This is a genomic window from Bacteroides sp. 1_1_14 (assembly GCF_000162515.1).
GTDB classification, from domain to species: domain Bacteria; phylum Bacteroidota; class Bacteroidia; order Bacteroidales; family Bacteroidaceae; genus Bacteroides; species Bacteroides thetaiotaomicron.
Map to the genome: position 1 here is coordinate 203,354 of NZ_GG774703.1, position 26,720 is coordinate 230,073.

A 26,720-nucleotide genomic window follows, 5' to 3' on the forward strand; every position below is an offset into this window, starting at 1 on the left:
GTATCAGACATTCAAATCTTTCATCGCCAATCCATAGTTTTCTTGTCCGAACAGGTCTTTATGGATGAGCTTCAAACCGAGCGTCTGATAATACTTGTAGTCATCACCTTCGGTACAGAGGTATCTGTAGCCGTAGCGTGGCATGTACTCCTTGAAGAAACGAGCCAAGTCTTTCAGGCTTTCGGCTTGGTTCTTCTTAAAGTTGCTGCGCACGATGATGATGCTCCAGTCAGGAAAGTTGCCTCTTCCACAACTGTACTCCCAGAAGCGGATGTAGCAGTCTAAATCACGCTCACGGATGTCCACGCAAAAGCCGTTGGCATTTTGCATCACGCTACAACTGTTTCTGTAGCCGAACTTCTCACACAAGTAGAGATTGAAATCAAGAATCAAATCTTTCTGTTCCATAAATAATTGAATTTAAAAAGTTAATAAATAGTGGATTATAAACGAAAGCCTCGCTTGCGCTTAGCCTTTTTCTTTTTCATCAGGCGATTGAACTCAGCTTCTTCTGCGACAGTAGCATCGTAGGATGAACTGCCGTTCAACAGACCAAGACCGATGCTTGAACCATTGTCGGAATGGGAAACGCTTTGCTGCACTTCTTCATTTTTATGCGTGAATCCTTGTTTATGGAATTCAAATGAAGGCGCACAAGCATTCTGTTCCAATCGGTTGTCGATATTCAAGTAGCTGAACTCACGGCTGACTTTTGAGCCGGAGAAAGAAAAGCCGTCATACTCAAACTTGACTCCTTGTATTTCTCTTGTAGTCCGGCTGACCTTGAATTTCATATCAATGTCACGGTCGGCAAGGGCTTCTTTCAGTTCATTCCAACTTTGAGCTTTGGGCAGTTCTTCTTTCAGTGCTTTGTATATTTCATGTTTTGCTCGGTCGTATGGGCGCAAGCGTTCCTCCTTGATATGGTCTTTGCCATTGGCAAAGTGCAATCGGTATTTTGCCGTCAGCATCTTGCACGCCTTTTCATTTCTGCGGAAGTCGTTTTTGTCGCTAATCGTCTTACCGTCATTATCCACCCGATTGAAAACGATGTGGCAATGCGGATGCTCACGGTCGATATGCTTGGCGATGATGTACTGCGTGTTTTCGATGCCCATCAGTTTCATGTAGTCGTGGGCGATTTGCAACATCAACGCATCATCAGACTTCAAGCGTTCGCCATCTTCAGGAGAGAAATTGAGCGAGGTGTGTCCGACAATATTCTTTACCTTGTCATTGAGCAATGCTTGTAATTCAAATTGCTCTGCCATCCGTTCAGGCGTACCATCCACTCCGACTGCTTCCAGTAATTTGGATTTCTCCTCTTTGAGGACATAGCGGACACAACCGCCGAACGATGTCCCTTTGGTTTGTTTACCTATCATCTTTCAGTTGTTTTATAAGTTGGTTAATACGTTGCGCCATCTCCTCACATCTTTTGGAAACGGCAAAGAAACCGTAGGTATTTGCCTGCTTCGCCAACTGGTTGAGGTTGGTGCTTTCACCTATCAACTGACGGATGATATGGATATGTTCTTTCGTGATTCGTTCACGTACCGTCCCATTCTCGATGAGCGAACGGATGACTGCGCTTTGGGTCTGCTTGCTCCGTCTGCAAAGCGCACCGAGCCATGCGAATTGGTCGTATGACAGTCGGAGAGTTATCGTATGTTTCTTTTCCATTTTGAATTGCTTTTAGTGAATAATTTGTGACCATCGGGAGCCGTCTCCTCAGACTTTTTGAGGAGCAAGTGGTCGGGAAATGTAATACACCGACATTAACTTGCTACAGTAAAAAAGTCTCGATTTCTCTCCCTTTACTCAAAGTCTGAATCCTCGTTTTTTAGGTGGTGAAACCTTCGGTTGAGGGATGCTTCGTTGTACGCTGATGAGCTTCAAATCGAATGTCTCTATCAGTGTTTTCAAATTCGGATTCCTATTAATCATCTGCTGGAGTATGGCTTCATCGGGGCGTACCTTTAACAGATAATCGGCTATGTCGTAACCCTCCTTCCGTTCGTTTTCGGTTGCTTTGGTTTCTAGATAATCGAACAGTTGCACATCAATTCCATAGCTTTTCATCAACCCGATTTTGCTTTGCCAATAGTCGGTCGCTCCCAAATCAGGAAATAACACAACGCTTCTTCCGGCAAGAACGGATAGGCTGTTGGCATTGAAACAACCGTTCTTTCCACCCGATGCAATCCATAGAAATTGGGGTAGGTAGTAGGAAGCAATGATTGCCGTTTTCTCGCTTTCGACCAGTGCGATAGGACGTTTTTTATCTTTTGGAAGCAGATGCTCACCGAAGAAACATTGCTTTAAATTGTAATCCCCCTTGTGTAATACGGAGTGTACCCACGTGACATGATTGTATGGTTCTTTTATCCGCCTGCCTGTCGTTGTATTGTAAAGCATTATCTTACCTGTACGGACTCTGTTCTGATAATCCGTTTGCCAAAATACAGTTGCGCCATCCCAATGTTTGGAAGTACCAACTTTGTATTTCTCCATCAGCTTCAATGTCTCTGCCTCTCCGAATTGAGCCGATAAGAATTGAAACAGTTTGTTGTCGGGATAGCGTTGCAACGACTGGTTGACTATATCCAAATCAATGTAGGAGGTGACTTTCGGCTCGACTTCTTTAATGGGCGTATAGTTCCGAAAGGTATCTTCGGACAACTTTTCCTTCTCAGACGGATTCCGCTCAAAGTAATCACGGGGCGTGAAGTGGTAACCACATTTCTGTTCGTGGTCGCAACGACCCACGTAATCAGGAAACTGTATCTGTTTCTCTGTATCAATGTACTTGGAGAAACATCTTTTACGGTGGCAGTTCGGGCAAGTATGCCGGGTACTGACACCTTTGTAGGGTTCTAATATGAATCTATGTGTACTCATTGTTTGTTTCTTTTTTAGTGTGTCACTTTTGTCGTTATTGTCGTTTTCGCTTGGAAAGTGTCAAAACCGACAAAAATGTCACGGGTTAATCTTTGAATATTCTCCATGCTTCTCTTTGCGGAACAGTGTTCCGATATTGTCATTGAGAAAGCGTTGAAATGTCCGTTCCTTCATTCCGTTTTGCTCTGCTACCTGTATAGCTTGAGCTGTCGTAAAGGACGGAGGCAGCAGATTGACTATCGCCTGTTGCTGGCTGTTGAGGGCATTCTCATTCAGAATATTTTGTACGCTTAATGCTGATTCCTTGAAATATTCAGTCAGTTTAATGGCTCTCTCCACCGTCAGCAGGTCGATACACGTCTTGTCGCACTCACCGCAAGTCCATCGCGCCAGTCGGATAATCAGACAAAAGCGGATGATGTATATCTCCAGCTTGCAATAGATACTTACGATGGTGTCGTTCGTTTCCCGGTCGCACCATTCTGAGAAATGGTGCTGCCACTCGTAAAGCCGTTTCTTGGCATCCTCTGAGAAAAAGAGGATTTGTGGCTCAATCTCTCCATGTTCATTGAGATGGCACTCCGATTGTATCAGCTTATCTATGACGGTATTCCATTCTTGTTCAATATCTTCTGGTAGTTCTTTGTCATTCCACCGTGCTTTCTGTTGCAGATTGGGCATTACGAACAGGATGCGGTCAATAAATCCATTGTTGGAACGTTCACCTTTAGCCAACTCATTCAAAATTTTCTTTTGGATAGTACCAATGACCGATATATACGGACGCTTGATGAAGATGGAACTCTTGGCATTCTTTCTGTCGGACATGGTGGTCTTGGCACTGAATACCGATAGCCAAAATTGTTCCTCCGAACCGTTGTTATAGCGGTTGAAATTCTTGAACCAAGCGGATAATTCATCAGCCCATAAGCATAGCCCACGTTTGTTCTGCGCATGAATGAGGCTCAACCCTTCGGGCGTTACATCCGAAACCAAGAAGCGTTTGCGGATAGGCTCTTGCGGAAATTGCTCTCCACCACTTTCCGCACGTTCCTTGCGACTCATGCTCATCAGTTCATCGTACTTGGCAAGAGCCTTTTCAAATTCCTGATTCTGTCGGTAGTCATAATCAAGAAACGGCTTCATTGCAAAACTGAGCGGATGACTTTTGTTCGCTCCCGGTCTTCCAATCAATGCCATATACAGGATGGGGCTTTCCATCCAACCTTGCTTGATTTGGGCAAGATGCGTGTTACCTATGCCGACCGCTATTGCCGTAAGGATGGCAGCGGCAATGTAGTCGGTAGGGTAGTTATGGCATTCGTGAACCTCACTGATGATGCGTTGGATTTTTGTCGGGAATATGCTGACAGGAAAATCAGTGCCAGCCAATCGCATACTTAAATCAACCGCTTCGTCAATGATGGATGCCGGATTAATAGAGGATGTATCCATAGTTCTACTCATTAAAACTTCATGGATGATTTGGACTTATGACGGACACCGCCTTGCATATTTGCCAGCATCTCCTCGTAAGTCTGTTCTGCACTCTTTCTACGCCCGTTCTCAATCCAAGCAAGAAGTTCGTCCTCATAGAAATAGAGTTTCTTTCCTTTCTTGTAAGCCGGAAGCAGCCCTTTGCGTACCAATGTATAGATGGTAGGCTTTGCTTTTCGGATGATACGGCAAGCATCCTCTATTTCTACCAACACATGTTTGTCAGATGGCTGTGGCTGGAGTTCCGCTACCATCTTTTTCAACTCGATGACCTGTTCGGTCAGATAACCCACCGCTTCGGGCAGTTTATCAAATGTTACTGTTTCTTTTTGCATACGCCAATCGTTTTTAATTGTTCGACGGCAAAGGAAACAGGTGTTTCAATGGTGGAATCATTCACCAAAATATAACTGATGAATAACTTTTTGATGGTAATAAGTGATGATTACGAGTAATTTAAGTACCTTTGTGTCATGAAATACCAGTGGTTATTGAAGCTATAAAACAAATTTGTCGTTTATGATACCGCAATTTGAAGAAATACGGATACAGGCATTGAAAGAATTAAGTGCCGGAGTTGTTATGAGAGCTAAAGATTTGCGCATTCCTTTGGCGAAGCATTTTGGATTGACCGATGAGGATATGAATGCTTGGTATCCCTCTGGTAATGGCGAAATATTCTTAGACCGTATTTCGTGGGCTTTATCGTATCTTTTTATTGCAGGACTTGTAGAAAAACCTCAAAGAGGTGATTATAAAATCAGCGAAAAGGGTTTGTCTATGCTTTCTTCATGTACGGAGGAACAAATAAATAAGTTCATCAAAGTAACTGTGAATGCGAAAACTCCGAAGAAAAGTTCTAAAAATAAAGATGCTAACAGCACTTCTTTCCATTTGGGAAATGATGATGAACGTACACCGGAAGAAGAATTAGCAGATTCTTATGATAGGATAAAGCAGAATGTGCAATCTCAGATTCTGACAACTATTTTAAGTAAAAAGCCACAAGAATTTGAACGGTTAGTTGTGAATTTACTTCAAACACTTGGGTATGGTGGCGAGGTCAAAAACTCAGGTATCGTAACGAAACTTTCTAATGACGGTGGTATAGATGGTATTATTAAAGAAGATATTTTAGGATTTAATCATATATCCATACAGGCAAAGCGATATGCTTTAGATAATAATGTTCAGCGTCACGAGGTTCAAAGTTTTGTAGGAGCTGTTGCCGGAACTCCATCCAAGAAAGGAGTATTCATTACTACCTCTGATTATACTAAAGGTGCAATGGAGTATGTGGAAAGCCTTAACGGTTCACCAACCATTATCTTGATAAATGGTCAACAATTAACAGAATATATTTATGACTATGGCTTGGGATTGCAAACAGAGAAAGTCCTTAAAGTCATGAAAATGGATATGGACTACTGGGATGCAATGGATAATGCCTAATAGTATTGCAGCTATGCAATTTTTCTATCCAGTTTAATCTTGCACTCTGATTCTGTGTGCGACATTTTGCGTTCAATGGTGGATATTTCCGAATCACGGAGGGTATGAGCAAATACTTTCTTGATAAATGTGGCAGTATGTAGGCGTGGCTTGCCGAATGCCTTACCTATATTCCAGCCAAAGTGCATGATGTCAATGGTTCTTAATTGAGTGTCAACCTTTATCTGCTCCACTTTAGGCAAGGAATCGGATAGGAAGTATTCCGTGATATATCCACATAGACGATTGAGATCAGTTTCGCTAAGGTAGAGAGCCAAGTTCTGTTTCGTATATGAGAGAACCTTATCTAATTTTTCTTGCGATGCCCGTTCCTTTTCAGCCATAGCGTTGGCACGAAATATCTCGTATTCTGTTGGCTGATTGGATTCTTCGATGGGAAGTTCTGCCATGTCTTCGTTGAGTTCGGAACACGATGGATTAGAAACCTCTTCTGTTATGTCAGATGTAGTTTCGATTTCAATTTCGGGTTCAGGTTCAGAAATGATGGATTCTGAATTTATGGTACTTTCGGCAAGCATGGAGTGTACTATAGGAGTTTCAATTACCACAGCCTTATTGCTGTAGCACTCAAATTTCATAAAGCACTTCTCTATTGTAGATGAAAGAAATTGGCTGAATACAATTTGCAGATTGAGATAGATTGCACCCATGACAATGGAGCATACCACCAAAATAAGGTAGCTGCTGAACTCGTCCCAACCATAGTGAAGTACGGTCTGACGGGCTAAAACACCAATGATTGCGATTGTACCAAAAACAATCAGATGCAATGTTATATGTTCTATCTTTCTCTGTTCCATAGTGAGATGTATTAATCGTTTGTGTGCAAATATATAGGATTAATTTTTGAGAAAATCCATAGTTTTGCTTGTTAATGGGCTTTTGACGATATATTTCATCACTTTTCACCACGTTACACTCCTAATAATAAGCGTATTGCAAATTTCTTGTTTTTGAATGAAAATAGTTGGGTAAATAGACTTGTGTATCTTAAAAACAGAAATTATCTGCATCATTTGGGGTGAAACAATGCAGATAATCAATAGGGTATAGAGATATAGCTTATTAGCAATACAATGTATGGTTTGTACCCTTGTTGAGATATAAAAGGATGTTGCAATCTTGATTATGAGCGACTTTGTTTATTAGCCATTCTCTGAATACTATGGAATGTCCGGTGTCTATTTGATAAGATAAGGCTACAACCATATCGAGATTATACACATCGGCATTGTTCCCATTCTCCAATTTGATGTACTTACAAACTTCGTGGCTCTTCAAAATATTGGTTTTCAAGATTCTCTTGATTGCTGCATGGATAGCTCCAGCCGTTGTATAAAACAAGTCTGCAAGTTCCCAAGTGGTCATCCATACTTCTCCATCAGAAATATGGATGCCTTGCCCTTTGTTGGTTATGATTCCTCGTTTCATAGTTACAATTTACTTGAGTGATATTTTATTGGCTGTTTCTCGCTTCTTGGAATTGACCAAATCGGCATATATTTGAGTTGTGGACACGTTCTTATGCGTTAGCATCTTTGATACTGTGTAAATATCTGTACCTAAGGATATTTGTATGACGGCATACGAGTGACGAAATCCGTGGAAGGTTATCGGTTTCGTTATTCCTGCCTTTTTGAGCCAGCTTTTCAGTGGGTAATTAATCATACTTCGCTTCAAATCCTTGAAAACCTTGCCTGTTCCGGGTGTGCCGCATAGTTCGTAGGCTTCGTAACTGATGGGGAGTGTCGCTTCCGTCTGGGTTTTCTGTGTTCTGATACGTAAACAATAGCCTTGGTCGGGGGCGATAGTGAAGTCTTCCCATTGCAGGTTTAGAATATCACTGATGCGTAAGCCTGTCAGACAAGCAAACAAAGAGGCAGCTTTCAATACGGGGATGTCGCAAGGAGTGGCGGCAAGTTGCTTCACTTCGTTCAGAGTCAGATACTCTTTCTTCACATCTTGTGGCTCAATCTTATCAAGATAGTCATTGATGTTCTCACGAAACCATTTGTCCCGATAGGCAATCTTCAATAATCCTCTGAAAGTAGAGTAGTAGCCGGATGCCGAATTGAGGGATATGGGTCGGTTGCTATGTTTGAGTTGCTTGGCATTCAGCAAGTATTCACGGAATTTTTTGCATAAGTCTACATTTACATCGCCAAAGGTACATTGTCCCTTGACGAAGTTGTAGAAATGCTGATAGACGAATTGCCATTTCTGGTCTTTGTTCCGACACATCTTCTTGAAATAGGCGAGGAAATCGGCTTTTTGCTTGGTCTTATCCAAGAAACCAAATTCTTCATTGATGAGTGATTGTACCCGGATGCAACGGATTGCTTCTGCTTTGTTCAACATATCGTTGTTGAACTCCCGTTCCATTTCGTTCTTCGGATGGGCATAGATGTAAATACCGAGATATTCCCTGCGGCTCATCTGCATCGTTTCGGGGTTACGAACTGCCGGATAATAATCCAGATACAAGGAGATGCGATTATTCCGAATCGCTCTTTGACGAACTGTTACTTTTGTACATGTGTGTGTCATACTGTTTAATATTTAGAGTTTTACATTTGTTTGGTGCAAAGGAATATGGTGATTCGATAGTGGGTACATTCACCGATAAATAACTTATTCAATCTTCGGTGCTGCAAGCAACTTATCCAGTTCTGGCTTGGAGATAAGCGTGTATTTGCCTTTCTTGACCTTTGAGATATTATGATATTTTGCGTAATGATAGAGTTGGTCACGGGTTAGGTTGAACTTCTCCATCGCTTCGGCTACCGTATAATATTGCGGTTCTTCGGGTGCAGCTATACCTTTTGCTATATCCACATGTTTCTTGGAATAGTACACCATGATTCCCTCTTTCTTCTTCGGAATGGCATTCTTGGAAACGAAACAGTAGATGGCGGATAAAGTCATGCCGAATTTCTCCTGCATTTCTTGGGTGCTGTACCATTCAGTAATGTCAGGGTTCGGGGCTTTCTTGGCAAAATAAGTGTCTATATGTTTCTTGCTCCAGTAAGTTTTGCCACGATTGAAAGTGCGAGGGATGTTGTTCTTCTTGGCTACCGCAAATATCCATGACTCGTTTACATGGTATTTCTCTTTGACTTCTGCAGTGGTGTAGAAGTCGGTGATAGGGGCTTTCTCTTTTGTTGATGTCTTCTCGTTTTCTTTCGAAAGATAGTCAGTCATATTTTCTATATCAGCTCTGCGAACAAGCGTTTTCCTTTCAAACCGGATTACTTTGATTATTCCATTGTGGATATAGCGATATATAGAAGTACGCCCAATGTTTAATAACTTGGCTACTTCTGATGGAGTAAGATACTCCTTATTCAAATTAGGAGGTGTCCTTATGCTTTTCCCTAATTCGTGTTGCAGACTTTCGATACGCTGTTTCCTAACCCTGTCTTTGTAGGCAAGGTTGGCACATCGGTGTGAACAATACTCTGTGGTCGTCTTATGAGCTGTGAAAACCGCGTTGCACCACTTACATCTTTTCTGAATGTCGATTCTACTACTCATTTTATTTATCCGTTTATTTCACCAAATCTGTTTCATCGCGTACCACCACGTACCATGACGTACCAGTGTATCCACGACCTTTCCGACCTAAAATCGGAGAGTAACAAGCGAGCAACAAATACGGTACAAAAATGAGCTGAAAAAGCCCTATAAACGATAACTATCGCTTACAAGGCTAAAAAGAAAGGCGCTCAAAATGAACGCCTTAATAATCGTTGATGATATATGCTAACCGTTGGTAATCACCACTTACTTGCCAATACAAAAATGCTGAAAAATATTCTGAAGTACCATATCATTCGTCACTTCCCCTGCAATATCCGAAATGAAGAAAATACACTCCCGTATATCTTGCGAAAGAAAATCTCCGGATATATGTGAATCAAGCCCATCCTGCACTCGATGGATAGCATCTAAAGCTTTACTTAAAGCTTCATAATGCCTTACGTTTGTCACAATAATATCATTTTGTGTAACCGTAGGCAGATGTGCTGCGTTAATAAGCATCTTTTGTAACTCGTCGGTCTGTTTACGTTCTTTTGCCGATATGAAGATAGATTTCGTGTATTCTTTAGGGAAGTTCTTTAATAAAGCAGATAATTCTTCTTTCTGCTTTTCCTCAATCAAATCCGCTTTGTTGAATACAACAATTAGTTGTTTCTCCTCACAACGAGGGATGATCTTTTCTGATAATTGCTTTATCTGAGAAGATGCATCAGATGAATCAACCATCCAAAGTACGATCTCCGCTTGATCCAACTTTTGGAATGTACGTTCGATACCAAGACTTTCAATGGTATCATTTGTTTCCCGGATTCCGGCAGTATCAATGAATCGGAAAGTGATGCCACTTATATTAATAGTATCTTCAATGACATCACGTGTGGTACCATGAATATCACTGACGATTGCTTTATCCTCGTTCAGTAATACATTCAGTAAAGTAGATTTCCCCGCATTCGTTTCACCGATGATAGCCACCGGAACACCATTCTTAATGGCATTCCCTACATTGAATGAATGAACCAGTCGGGAGATAACCTGCTCTATTTCATCTGCGAGTTTTCGCAATGCCGAACGATCAGCAAACTCCACATCTTCTTCGCTGAAGTCAAGTTCCAGTTCAATCATGGAAGTGAAGTTCAGCAACTTGTTGCGTAGATCTGTTAACTCTTTGCTAAAACCTCCCCGCATCTGACTCATGGCCAAACGATGAGTGGCTGCGGAAGAAGATGCAATCAAATCGGCTACAGCCTCCGCCTGACTTAAGTCCATCTTTCCGTTGAGGAACGCGCGTTGGGTATATTCTCCCGGTTGAGCCATACGGCAACCGTTCTTAATCAACAATTGCATTACTTGCTGAAGAATATAGGAAGAACCATGACACGTGATTTCTGTACTATCCTCTCCCGTATAGGAATGAGGAGCCCGGAAAAGACTCACAAGGACTTCGTCTATGATTTCTTCTCCGTTATAGATACGCCCGAATGTCAGCGTATAAGGTTTTTGTTCACTAAGTAATTTGCCGGCTTTGGCTGGTTGGAAGATGCGGCTTGTAATGGAAATAGCTTCAGGACCGGAAACACGGATGCTTCCGATGGCACCTCCTTGAGCGGTAGCAATAGCGCAGATAGTATCTTGATTCATTATATTTCTTTTTGGATGATGCAAAGATAATTGTTTCTAAGTAAAAAAAATAAGATTAGACACAACTTGTGCTTTATTTGTTTATATTTGCTGCCGTTCAAACAATGCACATACAAAATATAATGATAGTCTATGGAGCCGGATACAAACTTATATTCACCGAATGAGAATAATGAAATCATACGGGAAAATTCACAAAAGAAACTTTATGTACTTGCCGCACACCAAATAGCTTTATGGGAATATGATATTCCGACAGGAAAATGTAGCTTTACGGACGATTACTTCCGCACGTTAGGCTTGAAAGAGGTTTAAAGGCATTAATGACTTTTACCATTTCGCATACCCCGGAGATATAAATGCCTATCAGACTGCTTTTGCTGAAATGCTTGCTTCGGAGTCCAAAGCATATTAGATACAGGTTCGTTGTGTCGGAGAACATGGTGAGGTGATTTGGCTGGAAGAACATAACTGTAAAATAATAGAAGCTTTACCCGAATTTATTTTCATCTTTGACGAGAATTTCTTTATAACGGATGTGCTGATGGCGCGGGTACGATTCTGCGGTATCCGGTAGAAGTTGCCGAACAGAGTCTTTCTATTAAGATTGATTCTGAATCCGTACGTCATAAAAAGATTTTGGTTGTGGAGGATATCGAATCGAACTTTGCCCAGCTGAATATCTTACTGAAGAAAGAGTATATCATCCTGTGGGTGCGTAACGGACAGGAAGCAATCAATAGCTTTATTCGGGAAAAACCGGACTTGATATTAATGGATATTCGTATGCCTGTGATGGATAGTATTCAAGCTGGATGCAATGCAGTTTTCTCCAAACCATATTCTTTGGAGAAACTGAAAGAAACGATTGAAATCTATATCGGATAATTAATTTTCTAAAAGGAGACCAACATTCTGAAAGTTAGATTGTTATTAAACTAATAATAACAATCTAATTTTTGTTGGAATATGGAGAAAGTGAAAAAGATGGTCCTCATCGGAGCTAGCGGCTTTGTTGGTTCCGCTCTGCTAAATGAGGCATTGAATCGTGGCTTTGAAGTGACAGCTGTAGTTCGTCATCCCGAAAAAATAAAGATAGAGAACGAACATCTGAAAGTAAAGAAAGCGGATGTCTCTTCGCTCGATGAAGTATGCGAAGTTTGCAAAGGAGCGGATGCCGTTATCAGTGCATTCAATCCGGGATGGAATAATCCTAATATATATGACGAAACCATCAAAGTATATCTGACTATCATTGATGGAGTGAAGAAAGCGGGAGTGAATCGCTTCCTGATGGTAGGTGGTGCCGGCTCGCTGTTTATTGCGCCGGGATTGCGACTGATGGATTCGGGTGAAGTACCGGAGAATATCTTACCGGGCGTAAAAGCATTGGGAGAGTTTTATCTGAATTTCCTGATGAAGGAGAAAGAGATTGACTGGGTATTTTTCTCTCCGGCAGCAGATATGAGACCAGGAGTACGCACCGGACGTTACCGTTTGGGCAAAGATGATATGATTGTGGATATCGTGGGTAACAGCCATATTTCAGTAGAAGACTATGCGGCTGCAATGATCGATGAGTTGGAACATCCCAAGCATCACCAGGAGAGATTTACGATTGGATATTAATGAAAAAATGGCTTGGAACATACAATACAGAGTATGATTCAAGCCATTTTGTAATGATGGATATATCTCCTATATTCTGTCGAGCACAGTCTTAATCAGTGTATCGATTGTATTCTTATATCCGGTATTAGCCTCTTTGATCAGTCGGTTGGCTATTACCATACAGACGGTCATTGCCTTATGTCCCATCAGTCGGCTAAGTCCTGCAAGTGCCGAACTTTCCATTTCGAAGTTGGTAATCTTAAAGCCTTTATATTCAAATGTTTCAATCTTATCATTTTGTTTCGGGTCTGCTAACGGAATACGGAGCTCACGTCCTTGTGGCCCAAAGAAGCCTCCTGCGGCAATCGTTACACCACGTACCATATCTTCTTTAGCAATCCGGTCAATCAGTTCTTCACTGGCATCAATAACATAAGGCGCAGGGGCACACATATTTCCCGACCAGCCCATGTGGTTAAGGAAAGCACGTTCGAAAGGAAGATCGCATACCGCATTACGTCCGGCATAAAAATTCAATAATCCGTCGAAACCGATAGATTTCTGTGAACAAACGAAGGTGCCTACCGGAGTATTTGGCTGCAAGCCGCCGCACGTACCGATACGTACTAACTCCAGTTGGCGGAACTTTTCTTTTTCTTCCCGTGTCTCAAAGTTGATGTTGGCAAGCGCATCCAGTTCGTTCATAACGATGTCGATATTGTCGCAACCAATTCCGGTAGAAACCACTGTGATTCGTTTACCTTTATATGTACCCGTGATTGTTTTGAATTCGCGGCTTTCCACTTCGCATTCTTTGTTTTCAAAGTGAGAAGCTACGAGTGCTACACGTCCTGGATCTCCTACAAGGATCACTTTATCTGCCAGCCATTCGGGCTTTACGTGAAGATGGAATACCGAGCCGTCTTCGTTGATAATCAGTTCAGAGGATGGAAAGTACTTTTTCATGTTATTGAACGGTTTTAGTTTTACAATAAGTCGTATATATAAATAGAAACGCCGGAACCGGATTTTAGTTCGGAAGAGGTATCTTTCTTTTCTTTTGCAAGTTTGTCAAAGAGAAGATACGCAGATGAACTGAATAGGAATCGGGTTCCGGCGTTTGGTAGACTATTTACTCAAAGGCTGGTTGGTGGTACCACCAGTCGTTGGTTTGGCAATGTTTTCGCGCATTGAAGTATCGGCTTCGATATTTTTCATACGGTAATAATCCATTATACCCAGATTGCCGCTACGGAAGGCCTCTGCCATTGCTTTAGGTACTTCCGCTTCCGCTTCGATTACTTTGGCACGTGCTTCCTGTGCCTTAGCTTTCATTTCCTGTTCGGAAGCGACAGCCATTGCACGGCGTTCTTCTGCTTTAGCCTGTGCGATGTTCTTGTCTGCATTAGCCTGGTCAATCTGCAAAGCTGCACCAATGTTTTTACCTATATCGATATCCGCGATATCAATAGACAGAATTTCGAAAGCAGTTCCTGCATCCAATCCCTTGCGGAGTACAAGTTTAGAGATAGAATCCGGATTTTCGAGTACTGACTTGTGGTTTTCCGAAGAACCGATAGAGGAAACGATACCTTCACCTACACGGGCAAGGATGGTATCTTCTCCGGCACCACCGACCAGCTGCTTGATGCTGGCACGTACTGTTACACGAGCTTTCGCTATCAGCTGGATACCGTCTTTGGCTACTGCAGTAACAGGAGGAGTATCAATCACTTTCGGGTTTACAGACATCTGAACAGCTTCAAACACATCACGTCCGGCAAGGTCGATAGCGGTTGCCATCTGGAATGACAGCTCAATGTTGGCTTTCGATGCGGATACCAGCGCATGTACTACTTTTTCTACATGGCCTCCGGCAAGGTAGTGGGCTTCCAGTTCATCACGGGTGATGTTCTTCAATCCGGCTTTGTGGGCTTCGATCATGCCCGGAACAATGATATACGGCGGAACATTACGGATACGCATCAGGAAGAGTTGAATCAACGAGATGTTAACGCCTGATACTTTAGCCGACAACCAAAGGAAGAACGGCACATAATGGAAAAATAGTATTAGGAAAATAATACCTCCAACAATCAGAACGATAGGTAAGTACAAAGATGTTTCCATTGATAATTTATATTAAGTGAATATTATATTTTGTGTTTCTCAACCAGAATGGTACCGTCAGTGATGCGGCTCACAATGATGGGAGTTTTTTCATTGAGGAAGCCATCTATCGATCTTACTTCCACGATGTTACCGTTAATCTCAGCATAACCGATTTGTGCCAGGCGGGTAGTGCTGATTCCTGTGTCGCCTACCTTGACGCTCTTTTCCGCACTGCGGTCTACTTTCGAGTCAATATCTTTTTTCAAAGCCAACTTATCCAGCATCTTCGAACGCATGAACCAGATAAGCGAACCGATACAGGCGACAGCCGATATCCCTAAAGTGATAAATCCTCCTGCCATACCCAGATTGGCGAAAGCGTAATAGTTGGCATAGAGAATACAAGCAAGTGCTGAAATGCCAGCCAGGCTAATCCCCGGAATGACAAACAGTTCAACCAAAAATAGTATTACTGCAGCAATGATGAGAACGGTGATAATCAGTATGTCCATAACTCTGTATTATTTTGATTTTGTTTTTTCGGCATTACGCACACTTACTCCAAGAGCATCCAGCTCTTCATTCATTTGCAGAATTCTTTTTTCCAGATCAAGGATTGCGGGAGCAAGTTTTTCTTTTCCTTGTTGATTGGCGCTTGCATATTGCTGGCGCAGACCGTTCAGTTTATCTTCCTGTTGCAGATAATCTTTTTCCAGTTGCCGGTAACTTTGGAACAGTAGCTTTGCTTTGGGAGATTTGAAGTCACTCAACTGATAATAGGTCGTGCTATCATCGATGACAAACTCGAAATCAACCACACGACGTTCCTGTGGCTTATGATTGATTGCCTCTTTCAGACGTTGCAGTGCCTCCGTTACTGTATTTTCATCTTTCCAAGTTTCCTTCAGCGAATGAATCTGTGCCAGACGGATCATCTGTTGCGGGTCCATCGCCTCATAATTATAAGTCTGTTTAGACGAATTAGGAATGAACACATAGATGCAGACCTTCTCTTCGGGCTGGAAACGGTCGGAGGCAAACCAACCTAGATTATTGTATTCGTCGATGACGTACATATAATCATTATAAGGTGAATTGAACGGCATTCCCACATTTTCCGGCGTCAGATAAGAGTCCGTATTTGTGTTGTAACGAGTGACAAAAATATCATATCCTCCCAGTCCTTCGCCATCGGTTGCATAATAAATAGTAACGCCATCCGATAAAACAAACGGGTAGTTGGCGTTTCCGGATTCGTTGATGCTGCCGGGCAACGGGTGACCGTTGCTCCATTCATTCAGTAATTTATTTTTGGAGAATATATCCAGATTTCCTCTTTCTCCCTTTTCGCTATAATAGATTTTATTACCGATTTCTGTTTCATAAACTGTTCCCGGATGATCTCCTTCGGTTTGGAAGAATTCGTTGAATGTAAATAGCTTGCCAGACTCTTCACTGATCTTGTATGCGCTCAGGAAATTTGCTTTATCTACCACGAAACTGTCAATAATGCACACGTCTTCTACTCCTTTGAGCATACGCAGGTCAGCTTTGCTCTTTTCCAATAGAGCTTCAGCTTCTTCCGTCGATCTTTTGCGTTTGCTGAGGTCGGCGATATATTCTTCAAAGCAGTTGACTGCATCTTCGAAACGATAAGTATCATTGTAAGCTTGTCCCAGATAGAGTTGTCCACCGGCTACCCGTCTTTTTACAGCGGTTTCGAGATACTTCACGGCTTCTTCCGGTTCTCCGGTTTTCAGGCAGCAGACACCGTACCAATAGCTGTAGTTACCATTGGATGGTTGAGATTTGGCATATTTCTGAAATACGGGTTTGGCTTGTTCGTAGTCACCTTTTGTAAATAAGGTGCGTGCCTGTTCCAATGTTTGTGCAGATACTCCTCCGAAGAAGAAACTGCAAATTATAAATAGAATATATTTTCTTTTCATTGTTTTATTCACTAATCCATGCATCAATTGTTCAAAAGTACAAATTTATTAGAAATAAACCCTTTTTCAGAGATTCTATTATGTTAATTCTTCTTTAAATCATTCTTTTCGCTTACTTTTGCAGCCGATTTTTGAAGATATGACACAATTTACGGAAGAAGAGAAGACGATCCGCCGTATTGAACGGCGATTCAATAAAGGAGTGGTGCAGTATAGACTGATAGAAGAAGGGGACAAAATCCTTATCGGACTGTCGGGCGGGAAAGATTCGTTGGCACTTGTAGAGTTGCTGGGCAAGCGGGCGCGTATTTATAAGCCTCGGTTTTCTGTGATAGCTGTTCATGTGGTGATGAATAATATTCCTTACCAAAGTGATACTGAATATCTGAAAGCATATTGTGAATCTTTTGGAGTGCCTTTCGTACAGTACGAAACGTCCTTTGATCCTGCTACGGATACACGTAAGTCTCCCTGCTTTCTTTGTTCCTGGAATCGTCGGAAAGCTCTGTTTACGGTTGCCAAGGAGCAAGGATGCAATAAGATTGCTTTAGGACATCACATGGATGATATTTTGGAAACATTGTTGATGAACATTACTTATCAGGGGGCATTTAGCACGATGCCGCCCCGTTTGGTGATGAAGAAATTTGATATGACAATTATCCGACCGATGTGTATGGTGCACGAGGCTGATCTGGTTGAACTGGCTGCATTGCATGACTACCGGAAGCAAGTGAAGAATTGTCCTTATGAATCACAGTCCAGCCGAAGTGATATGAAGGGTATTCTGCGACAGTTGGAAGCGATGAATCCGGAAGCTCGCTACAGCTTGTGGGGGAGCATGACGAATGTGCAGGAAGAATTATTGCCGGATAAAATAGACTGATAATTACTAATTTTAGTATATAATAAGATGAAAGGTTTCTATACAATTTTATTACTCATTGTATCCAATGTTTTTATGACCTTTGCATGGTATGGGCATTTAAAGATGAAACAAGAGTATTCTTGGTTTGCTGCTCTTCCGTTGATAGGTGTGATTACCTTTAGTTGGGTCATTGCATTTTTTGAATATTCTTGTCAAATACCGGCGAATCGTATCGGCTTTGTCGGGAATGGCGGTCCATTCTCGTTGATGCAGTTGAAAGTGATTCAAGAAGTGATTACTTTGATCATATTTACTGTTTTTACCACCGTTTTCTTTAAGGGAGAAACTTTGCACTGGAACCATCTGGCAGCATTTGTTTGTCTGATTGCAGCTGTTTATTTTGTGTTTATGAAATAACTGTTTCAGCCACTCTGAAACAGAGGCTTCGTTTGGCTTCAACAGAGGTGCTGTTTTATATAAACGGAGGCTCTATTCGTATGAAATGGAGCCTCCGTTTATATGCTTATTTGCAAAGCATTTTTCTATTTGGCATCAGGCATATATCGTTTCATGCCATCCGTATAGTAAGTTTTAAACTCTCCATTCTCGCCGCTATATATAAAGTAGGCATCGATCATAGGATTTGCTTTACAGAACTTTTCAGCTTCTTCCAGTCCCATTACCATGAAAGAGGTAGCCAAAGCATCAGCCGTCATACAGTCTTCGGCAATCACAGTAGAAGACAGGATACTGTGCTGTACTGGATAACCTGTTCTGGGGTCGATGGTATGAGCATACTTTTTGCCATCCTTATAATAATAGTTGCGGTAGTTTCCCGAAGTAGCCATACCTAAATCTGTCAGGTTGAGTACTACTTGTATATCTTGCTTAACAGCTAATGAGTCGTCGTATGGCTTGTTAATTCCGATACGCCACAGATCTCCTGTCGCATTTTTACCTTTTACTACTACTTCACCACCTATATCTACCATATAGTTTTTGATTCCTTTCCGGTCGAGCAGGCGGGCTATTACATCTACCGAATAGCCTTTTGCAACCGCACTGCAACTTAACATTATACGCGGATCTTGCTTGACTACCTTTCCGTTCTCCAGCTTCACTTTTTCGTAACCGGTAATCTGTAGCAGGCTGTCTATCATCAATGAATCTGGGAAGGCGCCTTTTTTAAAGCCAAATCCCCAGGCATTGGCAAGAGGAGCTATCGTTATGTCAAAAGCTCCTTTCGTTTCGCGGGAGATTTCCATGGAACGATTAAAGCAAGTCTGAAAAAAGCTGTCCGTCACTAGCTCTTCATTGCGATTGACGCGACTAATGACCGAACTGTCATTGAACGGTGAGAGAGACTGGTCGAAACGTTTTAATTCCGCTTCAATCTCCGGTTTCAGATCAGCGTCATGTTGATACGCAATCTTGTATACTGTGCCAAACACAAAACCACTGGCGGTATTAAACTCTGCTTTTTGGTTACGTCTGGCTAATATCCAGATTGTTGCCAAGATGAGGAAGGCCAGCCAAAGGAAACTCTTTTTTGTTTTCATACGTTTTTCTGTTTTTTTATTAGAGGAACCAATGCTTGTTATTGTAAGAATAGATGTTCTATCAATATTTTTAATCCGATAGCGACCAGAATGATGCCGCCCCATAATTCCGCCTTTAATTTCCGTGCACATCCACAACCACATTTGATACCGAAGTAAAGACCAATGAGTGACATGACGAATGATACGAATCCGATGATAAGGATAGGAGAGAGGATTTCGGTATAGTTGTTGATTCCGAGCAAGGCAAAGGAGATGCCTATTGCCAGTGCATCGATACTTGTCGCTATCGCCATTGTGAATACGACTTTCGGGCTTGCGGGGTTAAATGTCTGACGGCAGTCCTCGTTTTTAAAGATTCAAGAATCATACGTCCGCCCAGGAAGGCAAGGATAGCGAAAGCGATCCAGTGGTCTACGCTTTCTATCAGGTGGCTGAAAGTCTTTGCAAACATCCATCCAATGAATGGCATCAGAGCCTGAAAAAGTCCGAACGCCAAAGCCATGACCAGCATCGGTCTCCATTGAATACGTTTCAAAATAATACCGCTTGCAATTGAAACAGCGAAACAATCCATCGCTAAGCCTATTGCAAGCAGCCAAATCTCTAGTCCTGTCATTATTCTTTAAAGAGGTAATTTGTAAATAAGGGAATAGGTAATTCCCATGTTATTTGATTTAAATTTTCCGTAGCCGGGCACATACCAAGGGTTGGCGTATTCATTGGTCGAAGCATTTGTCTTATATTTCATGCGTACAGACCAGCCCATATTGAAATTCTTATAAATACGTACTTTGACACCTATCACTAATTCAAACCACTGCATAGACCCTTTCATTCCTAAATGACTGAAAGGAACGCTTCCTCCCCAATAGTCGTCTTCCAGACTCGGATTTCCGATGCTTCCTCCCCAAATAGGGTCGTCAACCGGCAGGGTTGACACATCATATTTGAATGAACTGAACGCATAGCGGAGACCTACATATAGATAGCTGTTTTTCTCCTTTTTCTTTGCCATCGTGTTATAGTCTACACCAATCCGGAAGAATGGGGCGGTCTTACTTTTGTAGTGTATTCCCGTTTCATTCCATGTATCTGTTCCTCCCATACCAAACTCGATAGTCGGGATGAACTTGTTTTTAAGGTTGACGCCTATGCTGACTTCGGAGCTCATGAAGTCGCCACCTAGCATTTTACTTCCGATGCCGTATATGTCCACACCAACATACGTCCCATTATAAAACGGGATGGTATCGACTACAGCCTCTTTCTTCTTCTGGTCTCTTTTCTGTACAGGACCCGGTCGTTGTTGTTGCTGTTGTGCAATTGACGGTAATCCAATACAAAAGAGGAGCAGCACACTACTCAATCGTAGGAGGCGTGCGGTCGCGATATCTATAGAATATTTCCAAATTCTGAATTTCATTTGTATTGGCTTCTTTGTTTGATATATGAAGTGAGTCTATTTTTTCCTGATCTGCGGTTTTTCTCGGATTGCCGTATCTCGTACTGAGAATGTTTTGTTTCATCATATACCCACATTCCATTGACTGGAAATACGGAGTGTTTTGTTGTACAATAATTAATGTATCGACGTCATTCGGTTTACGGTCTGGATCGTAGCGGAAAATAAAAACAGTTGTATCGCTGGTATAGCGTAACGGTAACATCAGCGTATGTACTTTTTTCTGGTTGTTGAGAATGATTGAGTCTGTTCCCAATGCTGTAATTGTTAATGAGTCCAGTGTGTCGTTTACCCTGAGGTCGGTTATCTCGTCAATTGTGTACAATGTGCAGTACATCATGGGGCGTCCCGCCAGCGAACAATCGTTTTCGTCCGAACACGAACTGCCGATGCTTATACCTGCACCAACAATTACTACTATTAAAAAGATACGAATTAAATTCTTCATAATCGGTTATTGGGCGTGAATTAAATTTTCTTTTCTATCTGATAATTGTTCCGTTCGGGGGCATTACGTGAGATCAGTTCTCCCAGGAATCCGGCAAGGAATAACTGTGTACCGATAATCATCGCTGTGAGCGATAGATAGAAATAAGGAGAATCGGTTACAAGCCGGTAGGGGAGACCGTTGTACATTGCGTGCAGTTTGCTGACACCTACCATGATAACGGAGATCATTCCGATAAAGAACATAAGCGATCCTAATAATCCGAAGAAATGCATCGGCTTCACTCCGAATTTAGACAGGAACCAAAGAGAAATCAAATCCAGATATCCGTTGAAGAAACGGTTGAATCCGAATTTGGTAGAGCCATATTTACGTGCCTGGTGGTGTACCACCTTTTCACCTATCTTCTGGAATCCGGCATTCTTAGCAAGGTAGGGGATATAGCGGTGCATTTCGCCATATACTTCGATGTTTTTCACGACATCTTTGCGATAGGCTTTCAGACCGCAGTTGAAGTCGTGCAGGTTTGGAATACCTGATACTTTGCGTGCGGTAGCATTGAATAACTTTGTCGGCAGTGTCTTTGATAGCGGATCATATCTTTTTTGCTTCCATCCGGACACAAGATCATATCCGTCTTCCGTAATCATCCGGTATAATTCCGGTATTTCGTCCGGGCTGTCCTGTAAGTCGGCATCCATTGTGATCACCACATCTCCTTGTGCTTCTGCAAATCCGCAGTAGAGTGCTGGCGATTTACCGTAATTGCGGCGGAACTTGATGCCTTTTACGCAGTCCGATTGGGCTTTGAGTTTTTCTATTACCTCCCATGAACGGTCTGTACTTCCGTCGTTAACGAAAATCACTTCGAATGAGAATCCGTTGGCTTTCATTACCCGTTCTATCCAAGCGTAGAGTTCGGGCAGTGACTCTTCTTCATTGAATAATGGGACTACAACTGATATATTCATTTTTAATAATTATGAATTACGAATTATGATTGGGCCGGGGTATTGTTTTCCGGTCGTGCTTTCTTCATTACCATCAATCCGGTAGGAATGGCCAGTAAACTTCCCCAGAATACATCCCATGACAGGAGTTGCATGGTGATATTGATGGAAGTAAGTGAACGGGCAGTATCTATCGTTTCTTTTATTATCTCTTGATTTTCCATCAAGGCAGGTGTTTTAGTCATCAGTTCGTCCCATAGCTGGATATAGGAGTTGATGATAAAGCCGTGGTCAATGAACTGGAAATAGGCGTAGTGTGCAACGGCTACCAGCAGGGAAGCAAACATATACATGAATATGGTAAAGAGAACCGCATGAGAGAATTGGATACTTCCTCCACATATTTTGTCACGATACATCTTCACGTAGTGATAGCCAATGAACGGCACTGCCAACGTCAGGATTACAAATAATAGTGAAAGGAAAGGGATGTGGAATCCCAACGGAAATAAAATGAACTTCAATATCCAATAGATTCCCATATACGTGCCAAAGTGCATGGCATATTTCTGTAAATAGCTTCTGTTCTCTGTCATCTTCGTTAATAAATTGCGCACAAAGGTACAAATAATATCGGTTGGTAAAGGGAATATGGTTGTTAAAGTTAATAAAGCAGTAAAAGTTGGCACTCGAATATTTTTTTTGATTTTTAATTGCTTGAAATGTAGAGTATTACTTTCTTTTATGCAAAAAAGTTGCCTACAGCTATTGCAGAATCCATAAAAATACCTACCTTTGCAACCGCAAAACGGGTAAGTCCTATACGGCCAGCTCCCTTCGAATCCTCCAGGGCTTGATCGCAGCAAAGGTAGTTGGTTGTAGCGGCGCGATATAGTAAGCTTACCCACCCGCCTCTTTAGCTCAGTTGGCCAGAGCACGTGATTTGTAATCTCGGGGTCGTTGGTTCGAATCCGACAAGAGGCTCAGAAAGAAAAAGCATTCAAGTATTTTACTTGGATGCTTTTTCTGTTCTACTCTTATGATCTCTTCCTGTATAATTTGATGAAAACTCCTAAGACAAAGAGCATAATGAATAAAGTAATCCCGAATGCCCAGTAATTAATAACCCGTGACTCTGCGGTAAGTACGTAATCACCAGCGAGAAGCCGGAAGCCGTCTATTTTCCAGATGACTACATCATTTTTCAGAACTTTGGCGTTAGAGGTGAGCAGCCTACCGGGCATTGTCAACTCAAATTGTATAGCCTGATAGAAAATTTCGGCGATGTTGATTTTCTCTTCGCACAGGGCATCCATCATTTCTTTATTTGTTTTATAAAGGTCCGAAAAGTATTTCGTACTGCAAGCTTTATCAAACATGTTACAGACTTCCTCGATATCAGCGTCTCCCATACTGTCACCTTTTTCTGACGAATGTTTCTTGTAAACAGAATCTTTCAATTCCTTCAGACACTGCAGGCAAGCAGTATCTCCTTGTAAAGAAGCGAAGTGGTGGATGACTTCCCAGTTGATTTCATAGACGCTGCGGTTATACCATTCTCCGAATTTAGCTTCGAGTTTATCCAGTTTATCATTCATTTCGATGCCGTTCATACCTCTGAAGGCATCATCGTTTCCCTGAAGCCAAATCATTTGCTCTTCCTTATTCAGATAATTGTCAAGAGGTACAGGGCCTTTGTCCTGAAGTTCTTTGTAAGTGGCCGTATATATATAATAGGTGTAAAACCATCTGAAACTCTTCTTTACCCGTTCCATAGGTATAGCCATAGCACTCAGATGCTCTTTACCTTTGGCAACAGTGAAGTATTCCCCATCTATTCCGGAGAGTTTTTGGCAGGCCTTTACATTCAGCTTTTCTTCTTCGCCCCAAAAGTTGAATTTAATTGTAGAGTCCAGATTTACTAATTGCCAGTTGGCATCCGGTTGAAACAGAAAAGGATTATGTGTCTTATCTCCTGCAATGAAAGCGGAATCGCCTTGTGCATAGATTTCCCTGTACATACTTCCGTCCCTTTCAACTCGTGAAGTCGTCCGATAATAGGTGCTGCAAGAAGTCATGCTAAGTAACAGTAGCATGGTTATTAAGAAATAGTTGGTTTTCATATTCTGTCTATTTTAATCGTTTTTCTTTGATGACTTGTAAGATTTGCATCTTCCGGGATTTCCGGTGTTGTATATATTGAGAGGATAGATAAGTATTCTTTTCCAGCAGTCGCATTTCTTCCCAGTTGTCAGGTAATGGAATGCTGTTTGACCAGTTATCATATTCATTTTGCATTTCTGTCCGGTGAGGGACAGAAGTGAAGCAAGTGTCATTGATGAATAGCAGGAGTAATAATGAGGCGGCAATGCCGGATGCCCATGCTCCTATGAGAAACTTTCTCCGTTTCCTTTCCGGTGAGATCCCGGATATTCTGTTGAGGATGGTAGCGGTCAGTTCCTCCGGATTTTCCAATATCGGCTGGTTACTTTTGATTTCGGTCAGCCATTTTTCATACTGTTTATCTTCTTGTTTCATAAGTCGGGATCTATTTGATTCATTTTATTACGTATGTTCTTTCTGGCAAGGTACAAGGTACTTTTTATCTTTTCGGGCGATAATCCTGTGATAATCTGTACTTCTGCTACCTCCAACTCTTCGACATCCCGAAGCGTGAAAACGACTTTCTGCTGGGGAGGCAGTTCGTTGGTATATCGCAATATCAGTTCTTTCAACTGCTTGTTGGAAAGAGATATCTCAATATGATCGTCAGAAGGAATATTTACCGAATCGGAAAAGGCGGATTCATTATCCAGCGGAGAATGGCGTAACGAACGCAAACGGTCGTAACAGGTGTTACAGGTGATTTTGTAAAGCCAGGTTGACAGGCGGTTTTTCTGATTGTACGTTTTCAGGGATAACCATACTTTTACAAATGTTTCTTGTGTTATGTCTCTGGCTTCCTCTTCATCACAAAGTAAACGGAAAGCTAGTCGGAACACCAGTGGCTGGAATTCTGAAACCAGTAGGGCGAAGGCCCTTTTGTCGTCCTGCTGACTTCGGCTGACCAGTTCCTGTATTTTTTCCTGATTCATCATTATTTATTCCTGTTTACTATATGATACGTAGCAAAATGCTTCAGGTCGTTTGTAAGTCATCAAATATATAAAAAAATCCCCGGACAACACATTGCCCGGGGGAAAGATATCTGAAAAGAGAATAAAGATTATTTGATTCTCTTATATCCGTATACAGCCAAGTCACCGAGTTCTTCTTCGATGCGGAGCAGTTGGTTATATTTAGCCATACGGTCCGAACGGCTTAATGAACCGGTCTTGATCTGTCCGCTATTCGTAGCTACTGCGATGTCTGCAATCGTTGCGTCTTCCGTTTCGCCGGAGCGGTGGGAAGTGACAGTCGTATAGCCATGACGGTGAGCCATTTCGATAGCGTTCAGAGTTTCGGTCAGCGAACCGATTTGGTTTACTTTGATCAGGATAGAGTTTGCACATCCCTTCTCGATACCCATTGCGAGGAAGTCAACGTTCGTAACGAACAGGTCATCACCTACCAACTGGCAACGGTCGCCGATACGTTCAGTCAGTTTCTTCCAGCCTTCCCAGTCGTTTTCGCTCATACCGTCTTCGATGGAGTCGATTGGGAATTTGTTGATCAGTTCTTCCAGGTAGTCGATCTGTTCTTCGGCGGTACGTTTCTTGCCTTTGGCACCTTCAAACTTGGTATAGTCGTAGATACCGTCATGGTAGAATTCGGAAGAAGCGCAGTCCATACCGATCATTACGTCTTTACCTGGTTCGTATCCGGCAGCTTTGATGGCTGCGATGATAGAGTTCAGAGCATCTTCCGTACCTTCGAGGTTAGGAGCGAAACCACCTTCGTCGCCTACGGCAGTGCTGAGGCCACGATCTTTCAGTACTTTCTTCAAAGCGTGGAATACTTCGGCGCCCATTCTCAAACCTTCTCTGAATGAGGGTGCACCTACCGGACGAATCATGAATTCCTGGAATGCGATAGGAGCGTCACTGTGTGAACCGCCATTGATGATATTCATCATCGGTACAGGCATTACGTATGTATTTGTTCCGCCGATATAGCGATAGAGAGGGAGATCAAGATAGCTGGCTGCTGCTTTGGCTACAGCGAGAGATACGCCAAGAATAGCGTTAGCACCTAGATTGGACTTGGTTTTAGTACCGTCGAGTGCCAACATTGCGTAGTCGATTCCTCTTTGGTTGAGAGAAGACATACCGATCAGTTTCGGAGCAATGATCTTGTTTACATTGTCCACCGCCTTTTGTACGCCTTTGCCACCGTAACGTTGCTTGTCACCATCACGAAGTTCGAGTGCTTCATGTTCACCTGTGGAAGCACCTGACGGAACAGACGCACGTCCCATGATACCTGATTCCAATACTACGTCAACTTCTACTGTGGGGTTACCTCTTGAATCGAGAATTTCTCGAGCTACAATTTTTTCTATTTTCATCGTTTCTATTGTTTTGAATAATATTTTTGCAAAAGTACGGACTTGACAGAGAGTGGGAAATCACTATAAATAGGTATTCTTTCGAATCATACTCCCTAGATGTCATTAGTCCGGTCTTATTAGATAACAATGTGACGATGCTTTTTGTTTGAATGCGGAT

28 protein-coding genes, 1 tRNA gene and 2 pseudogenes are annotated in these 26,720 nt (G+C 42.2%); 6 read left to right on the forward strand and 25 right to left on the reverse strand.

What is annotated here, in order from left to right; translation table 11 throughout:
• Nucleotides 1-3: 3 nt before the first annotated feature.
• The 6 genes from HMPREF9007_RS20125 to HMPREF9007_RS20100 form a co-directional block, all read right to left on the reverse strand.
• Nucleotides 4-408 carry a hypothetical protein gene (locus HMPREF9007_RS20125; protein ID WP_008760300.1) on the reverse strand — a complete coding sequence of 135 codons (405 nt, stop codon included), beginning with the start codon at nucleotides 406-408 and terminating at the stop codon, nucleotides 4-6.
• 35 nt (nucleotides 409-443) lie between these two features.
• Complete coding sequence (locus HMPREF9007_RS20120) at nucleotides 444-1,385, reverse strand: relaxase/mobilization nuclease domain-containing protein (RefSeq protein WP_008760301.1); 942 nt, start codon at nucleotides 1,383-1,385, stop codon at nucleotides 444-446.
• On the reverse strand, nucleotides 1,375-1,683 hold the full coding sequence (locus HMPREF9007_RS20115) for a MobC family plasmid mobilization relaxosome protein (protein ID WP_008760302.1): 309 nt from the start codon (nucleotides 1,681-1,683) through the stop codon (nucleotides 1,375-1,377). Before HMPREF9007_RS20115 ends, HMPREF9007_RS20120 begins: the two co-directional genes overlap by 11 nt.
• A gap of 138 nt (nucleotides 1,684-1,821) precedes the next feature.
• Nucleotides 1,822-2,901, reverse strand: a complete 1,080-nt coding sequence (locus HMPREF9007_RS20110) for a DUF6371 domain-containing protein (protein ID WP_032850135.1) — start codon at nucleotides 2,899-2,901, stop codon at nucleotides 1,822-1,824.
• 78 nt (nucleotides 2,902-2,979) lie between these two features.
• The gene (locus HMPREF9007_RS20105) at nucleotides 2,980-4,356 is read right to left on the reverse strand and encodes a DUF3987 domain-containing protein (protein WP_008760304.1); all 1,377 of its coding nucleotides are present in this window, start codon (nucleotides 4,354-4,356) and stop codon (nucleotides 2,980-2,982) included.
• An 11-nt stretch (nucleotides 4,357-4,367) separates the two neighbouring features.
• Nucleotides 4,368-4,733 (reverse strand): helix-turn-helix domain-containing protein, encoded by a 366-nt coding sequence (locus HMPREF9007_RS20100; RefSeq protein WP_008760305.1) that lies wholly within the window; start codon nucleotides 4,731-4,733, stop codon nucleotides 4,368-4,370.
• A 184-nt stretch (nucleotides 4,734-4,917) separates the two neighbouring features.
• On the opposite strand from HMPREF9007_RS20100, the gene HMPREF9007_RS20095 reads away from it, so the two are divergent.
• Nucleotides 4,918-5,850, forward strand: coding sequence for a restriction endonuclease (locus HMPREF9007_RS20095; RefSeq protein ID WP_008760306.1), 933 nt, complete (start codon nucleotides 4,918-4,920; stop codon nucleotides 5,848-5,850).
• An 11-nt stretch (nucleotides 5,851-5,861) separates the two neighbouring features.
• On the opposite strand, the gene HMPREF9007_RS20090 is transcribed toward HMPREF9007_RS20095, so the two are convergent.
• From HMPREF9007_RS20090 to mnmE, 5 genes are all read right to left on the reverse strand, one after another.
• The gene (locus HMPREF9007_RS20090) at nucleotides 5,862-6,710 is read right to left on the reverse strand and encodes a hypothetical protein (RefSeq protein ID WP_008760307.1); all 849 of its coding nucleotides are present in this window, start codon (nucleotides 6,708-6,710) and stop codon (nucleotides 5,862-5,864) included.
• 265 nt (nucleotides 6,711-6,975) lie between these two features.
• On the reverse strand, nucleotides 6,976-7,341 hold the full coding sequence (locus HMPREF9007_RS20085; protein ID WP_008760308.1) for a lipoprotein: 366 nt from the start codon (nucleotides 7,339-7,341) through the stop codon (nucleotides 6,976-6,978).
• 9 nt (nucleotides 7,342-7,350) lie between these two features.
• Nucleotides 7,351-8,457, reverse strand: a complete 1,107-nt coding sequence (locus HMPREF9007_RS20080; RefSeq protein WP_016662489.1) for a site-specific integrase — start codon at nucleotides 8,455-8,457, stop codon at nucleotides 7,351-7,353.
• 84 nt (nucleotides 8,458-8,541) lie between these two features.
• The gene (locus tag HMPREF9007_RS20075) at nucleotides 8,542-9,444 is read right to left on the reverse strand and encodes a helix-turn-helix domain-containing protein (RefSeq protein ID WP_008760310.1); all 903 of its coding nucleotides are present in this window, start codon (nucleotides 9,442-9,444) and stop codon (nucleotides 8,542-8,544) included.
• 249 nt (nucleotides 9,445-9,693) lie between these two features.
• On the reverse strand, nucleotides 9,694-11,091 hold the full coding sequence (gene mnmE / locus HMPREF9007_RS20070) for a tRNA uridine-5-carboxymethylaminomethyl(34) synthesis GTPase MnmE (protein ID WP_008760311.1): 1,398 nt from the start codon (nucleotides 11,089-11,091) through the stop codon (nucleotides 9,694-9,696).
• A 132-nt stretch (nucleotides 11,092-11,223) separates the two neighbouring features.
• Between mnmE and HMPREF9007_RS28040 the strand changes: the two are divergent.
• Nucleotides 11,224-11,979: pseudogene (locus HMPREF9007_RS28040) on the forward strand (response regulator).
• A gap of 81 nt (nucleotides 11,980-12,060) precedes the next feature.
• Nucleotides 12,061-12,720, forward strand: coding sequence for an NAD(P)-dependent oxidoreductase (locus tag HMPREF9007_RS20065; RefSeq protein WP_008760312.1), 660 nt, complete (start codon nucleotides 12,061-12,063; stop codon nucleotides 12,718-12,720).
• Nucleotides 12,721-12,789: 69 nt separating this feature from the next.
• Here HMPREF9007_RS20065 and HMPREF9007_RS20060 read toward each other — a convergent pair whose 3' ends face one another.
• The 4 genes from HMPREF9007_RS20060 to HMPREF9007_RS20045 form a co-directional block, all read right to left on the reverse strand.
• Nucleotides 12,790-13,668 carry a nucleoside phosphorylase gene (locus HMPREF9007_RS20060; RefSeq protein ID WP_008760313.1) on the reverse strand — a complete coding sequence of 293 codons (879 nt, stop codon included), beginning with the start codon at nucleotides 13,666-13,668 and terminating at the stop codon, nucleotides 12,790-12,792.
• Nucleotides 13,669-13,830: 162 nt separating this feature from the next.
• On the reverse strand, nucleotides 13,831-14,832 hold the full coding sequence (gene floA / locus HMPREF9007_RS20055) for a flotillin-like protein FloA (RefSeq protein WP_008760314.1): 1,002 nt from the start codon (nucleotides 14,830-14,832) through the stop codon (nucleotides 13,831-13,833).
• A gap of 23 nt (nucleotides 14,833-14,855) precedes the next feature.
• On the reverse strand, nucleotides 14,856-15,326 hold the full coding sequence (locus HMPREF9007_RS20050) for an NfeD family protein (protein WP_008760315.1): 471 nt from the start codon (nucleotides 15,324-15,326) through the stop codon (nucleotides 14,856-14,858).
• Nucleotides 15,327-15,335: 9 nt separating this feature from the next.
• Nucleotides 15,336-16,763 (reverse strand): tetratricopeptide repeat protein, encoded by a 1,428-nt coding sequence (locus tag HMPREF9007_RS20045; protein ID WP_008760316.1) that lies wholly within the window; start codon nucleotides 16,761-16,763, stop codon nucleotides 15,336-15,338.
• 139 nt (nucleotides 16,764-16,902) lie between these two features.
• Between HMPREF9007_RS20045 and HMPREF9007_RS20040 the strand changes: the two genes are divergently transcribed.
• Nucleotides 16,903-17,649, forward strand: coding sequence for an ATP-binding protein (locus tag HMPREF9007_RS20040; RefSeq protein WP_008760317.1), 747 nt, complete (start codon nucleotides 16,903-16,905; stop codon nucleotides 17,647-17,649).
• A gap of 27 nt (nucleotides 17,650-17,676) precedes the next feature.
• Complete coding sequence (locus HMPREF9007_RS20035) at nucleotides 17,677-18,048, forward strand: DMT family protein (RefSeq protein WP_008760318.1); 372 nt, start codon at nucleotides 17,677-17,679, stop codon at nucleotides 18,046-18,048.
• Between the two features lie 125 nt (nucleotides 18,049-18,173).
• Here the strand turns inward: HMPREF9007_RS20035 and HMPREF9007_RS20030 are convergent, their stop codons facing one another.
• The 6 genes and pseudogenes from HMPREF9007_RS20030 to HMPREF9007_RS20005 form a co-directional block, all read right to left on the reverse strand.
• Complete coding sequence (locus tag HMPREF9007_RS20030) at nucleotides 18,174-19,190, reverse strand: FAD:protein FMN transferase (RefSeq protein WP_008760319.1); 1,017 nt, start codon at nucleotides 19,188-19,190, stop codon at nucleotides 18,174-18,176.
• A gap of 38 nt (nucleotides 19,191-19,228) precedes the next feature.
• A pseudogene (locus tag HMPREF9007_RS20025) lies at nucleotides 19,229-19,809 on the reverse strand (manganese efflux pump MntP family protein).
• A gap of 6 nt (nucleotides 19,810-19,815) precedes the next feature.
• Nucleotides 19,816-20,616, reverse strand: a complete 801-nt coding sequence (locus tag HMPREF9007_RS20020) for a DUF6048 family protein (RefSeq protein WP_032850136.1) — start codon at nucleotides 20,614-20,616, stop codon at nucleotides 19,816-19,818.
• On the reverse strand, nucleotides 20,552-21,103 hold the full coding sequence (locus HMPREF9007_RS20015; protein ID WP_008760321.1) for a DUF6452 family protein: 552 nt from the start codon (nucleotides 21,101-21,103) through the stop codon (nucleotides 20,552-20,554). Before HMPREF9007_RS20015 ends, HMPREF9007_RS20020 begins: the two co-directional genes overlap by 65 nt.
• Before the next feature lie 20 nt (nucleotides 21,104-21,123).
• Nucleotides 21,124-22,074: a glycosyltransferase family 2 protein gene (locus HMPREF9007_RS20010; RefSeq protein ID WP_008760322.1), complete on the reverse strand. Its 951-nt coding sequence runs from the start codon at nucleotides 22,072-22,074 to the stop codon at nucleotides 21,124-21,126.
• Between the two features lie 23 nt (nucleotides 22,075-22,097).
• Nucleotides 22,098-22,649 (reverse strand): DUF4199 domain-containing protein, encoded by a 552-nt coding sequence (locus HMPREF9007_RS20005; protein ID WP_008760323.1) that lies wholly within the window; start codon nucleotides 22,647-22,649, stop codon nucleotides 22,098-22,100.
• A 314-nt stretch (nucleotides 22,650-22,963) separates the two neighbouring features.
• On the opposite strand from HMPREF9007_RS20005, the gene HMPREF9007_RS20000 reads away from it, so the two are divergent.
• Nucleotides 22,964-23,037, forward strand: a tRNA-Thr gene (locus HMPREF9007_RS20000).
• 53 nt (nucleotides 23,038-23,090) lie between these two features.
• On the opposite strand, the gene HMPREF9007_RS19995 is transcribed toward HMPREF9007_RS20000, so the two are convergent.
• From HMPREF9007_RS19995 to eno, 4 genes are all read right to left on the reverse strand, one after another.
• Nucleotides 23,091-24,176: a hypothetical protein gene (locus HMPREF9007_RS19995; RefSeq protein ID WP_008760324.1), complete on the reverse strand. Its 1,086-nt coding sequence runs from the start codon at nucleotides 24,174-24,176 to the stop codon at nucleotides 23,091-23,093.
• Nucleotides 24,177-24,183: 7 nt separating this feature from the next.
• Nucleotides 24,184-24,591, reverse strand: a complete 408-nt coding sequence (locus tag HMPREF9007_RS19990; protein WP_008760325.1) for a hypothetical protein — start codon at nucleotides 24,589-24,591, stop codon at nucleotides 24,184-24,186.
• On the reverse strand, nucleotides 24,588-25,151 hold the full coding sequence (locus tag HMPREF9007_RS19985; protein ID WP_008760326.1) for an RNA polymerase sigma factor: 564 nt from the start codon (nucleotides 25,149-25,151) through the stop codon (nucleotides 24,588-24,590). The genes HMPREF9007_RS19990 and HMPREF9007_RS19985 overlap by 4 nt, the downstream gene beginning before the upstream one ends.
• A gap of 128 nt (nucleotides 25,152-25,279) precedes the next feature.
• Nucleotides 25,280-26,560: a phosphopyruvate hydratase gene (gene eno / locus HMPREF9007_RS19980; protein ID WP_008760327.1), complete on the reverse strand. Its 1,281-nt coding sequence runs from the start codon at nucleotides 26,558-26,560 to the stop codon at nucleotides 25,280-25,282.
• Between the last annotated feature and the right edge of the window lie 160 nt (nucleotides 26,561-26,720).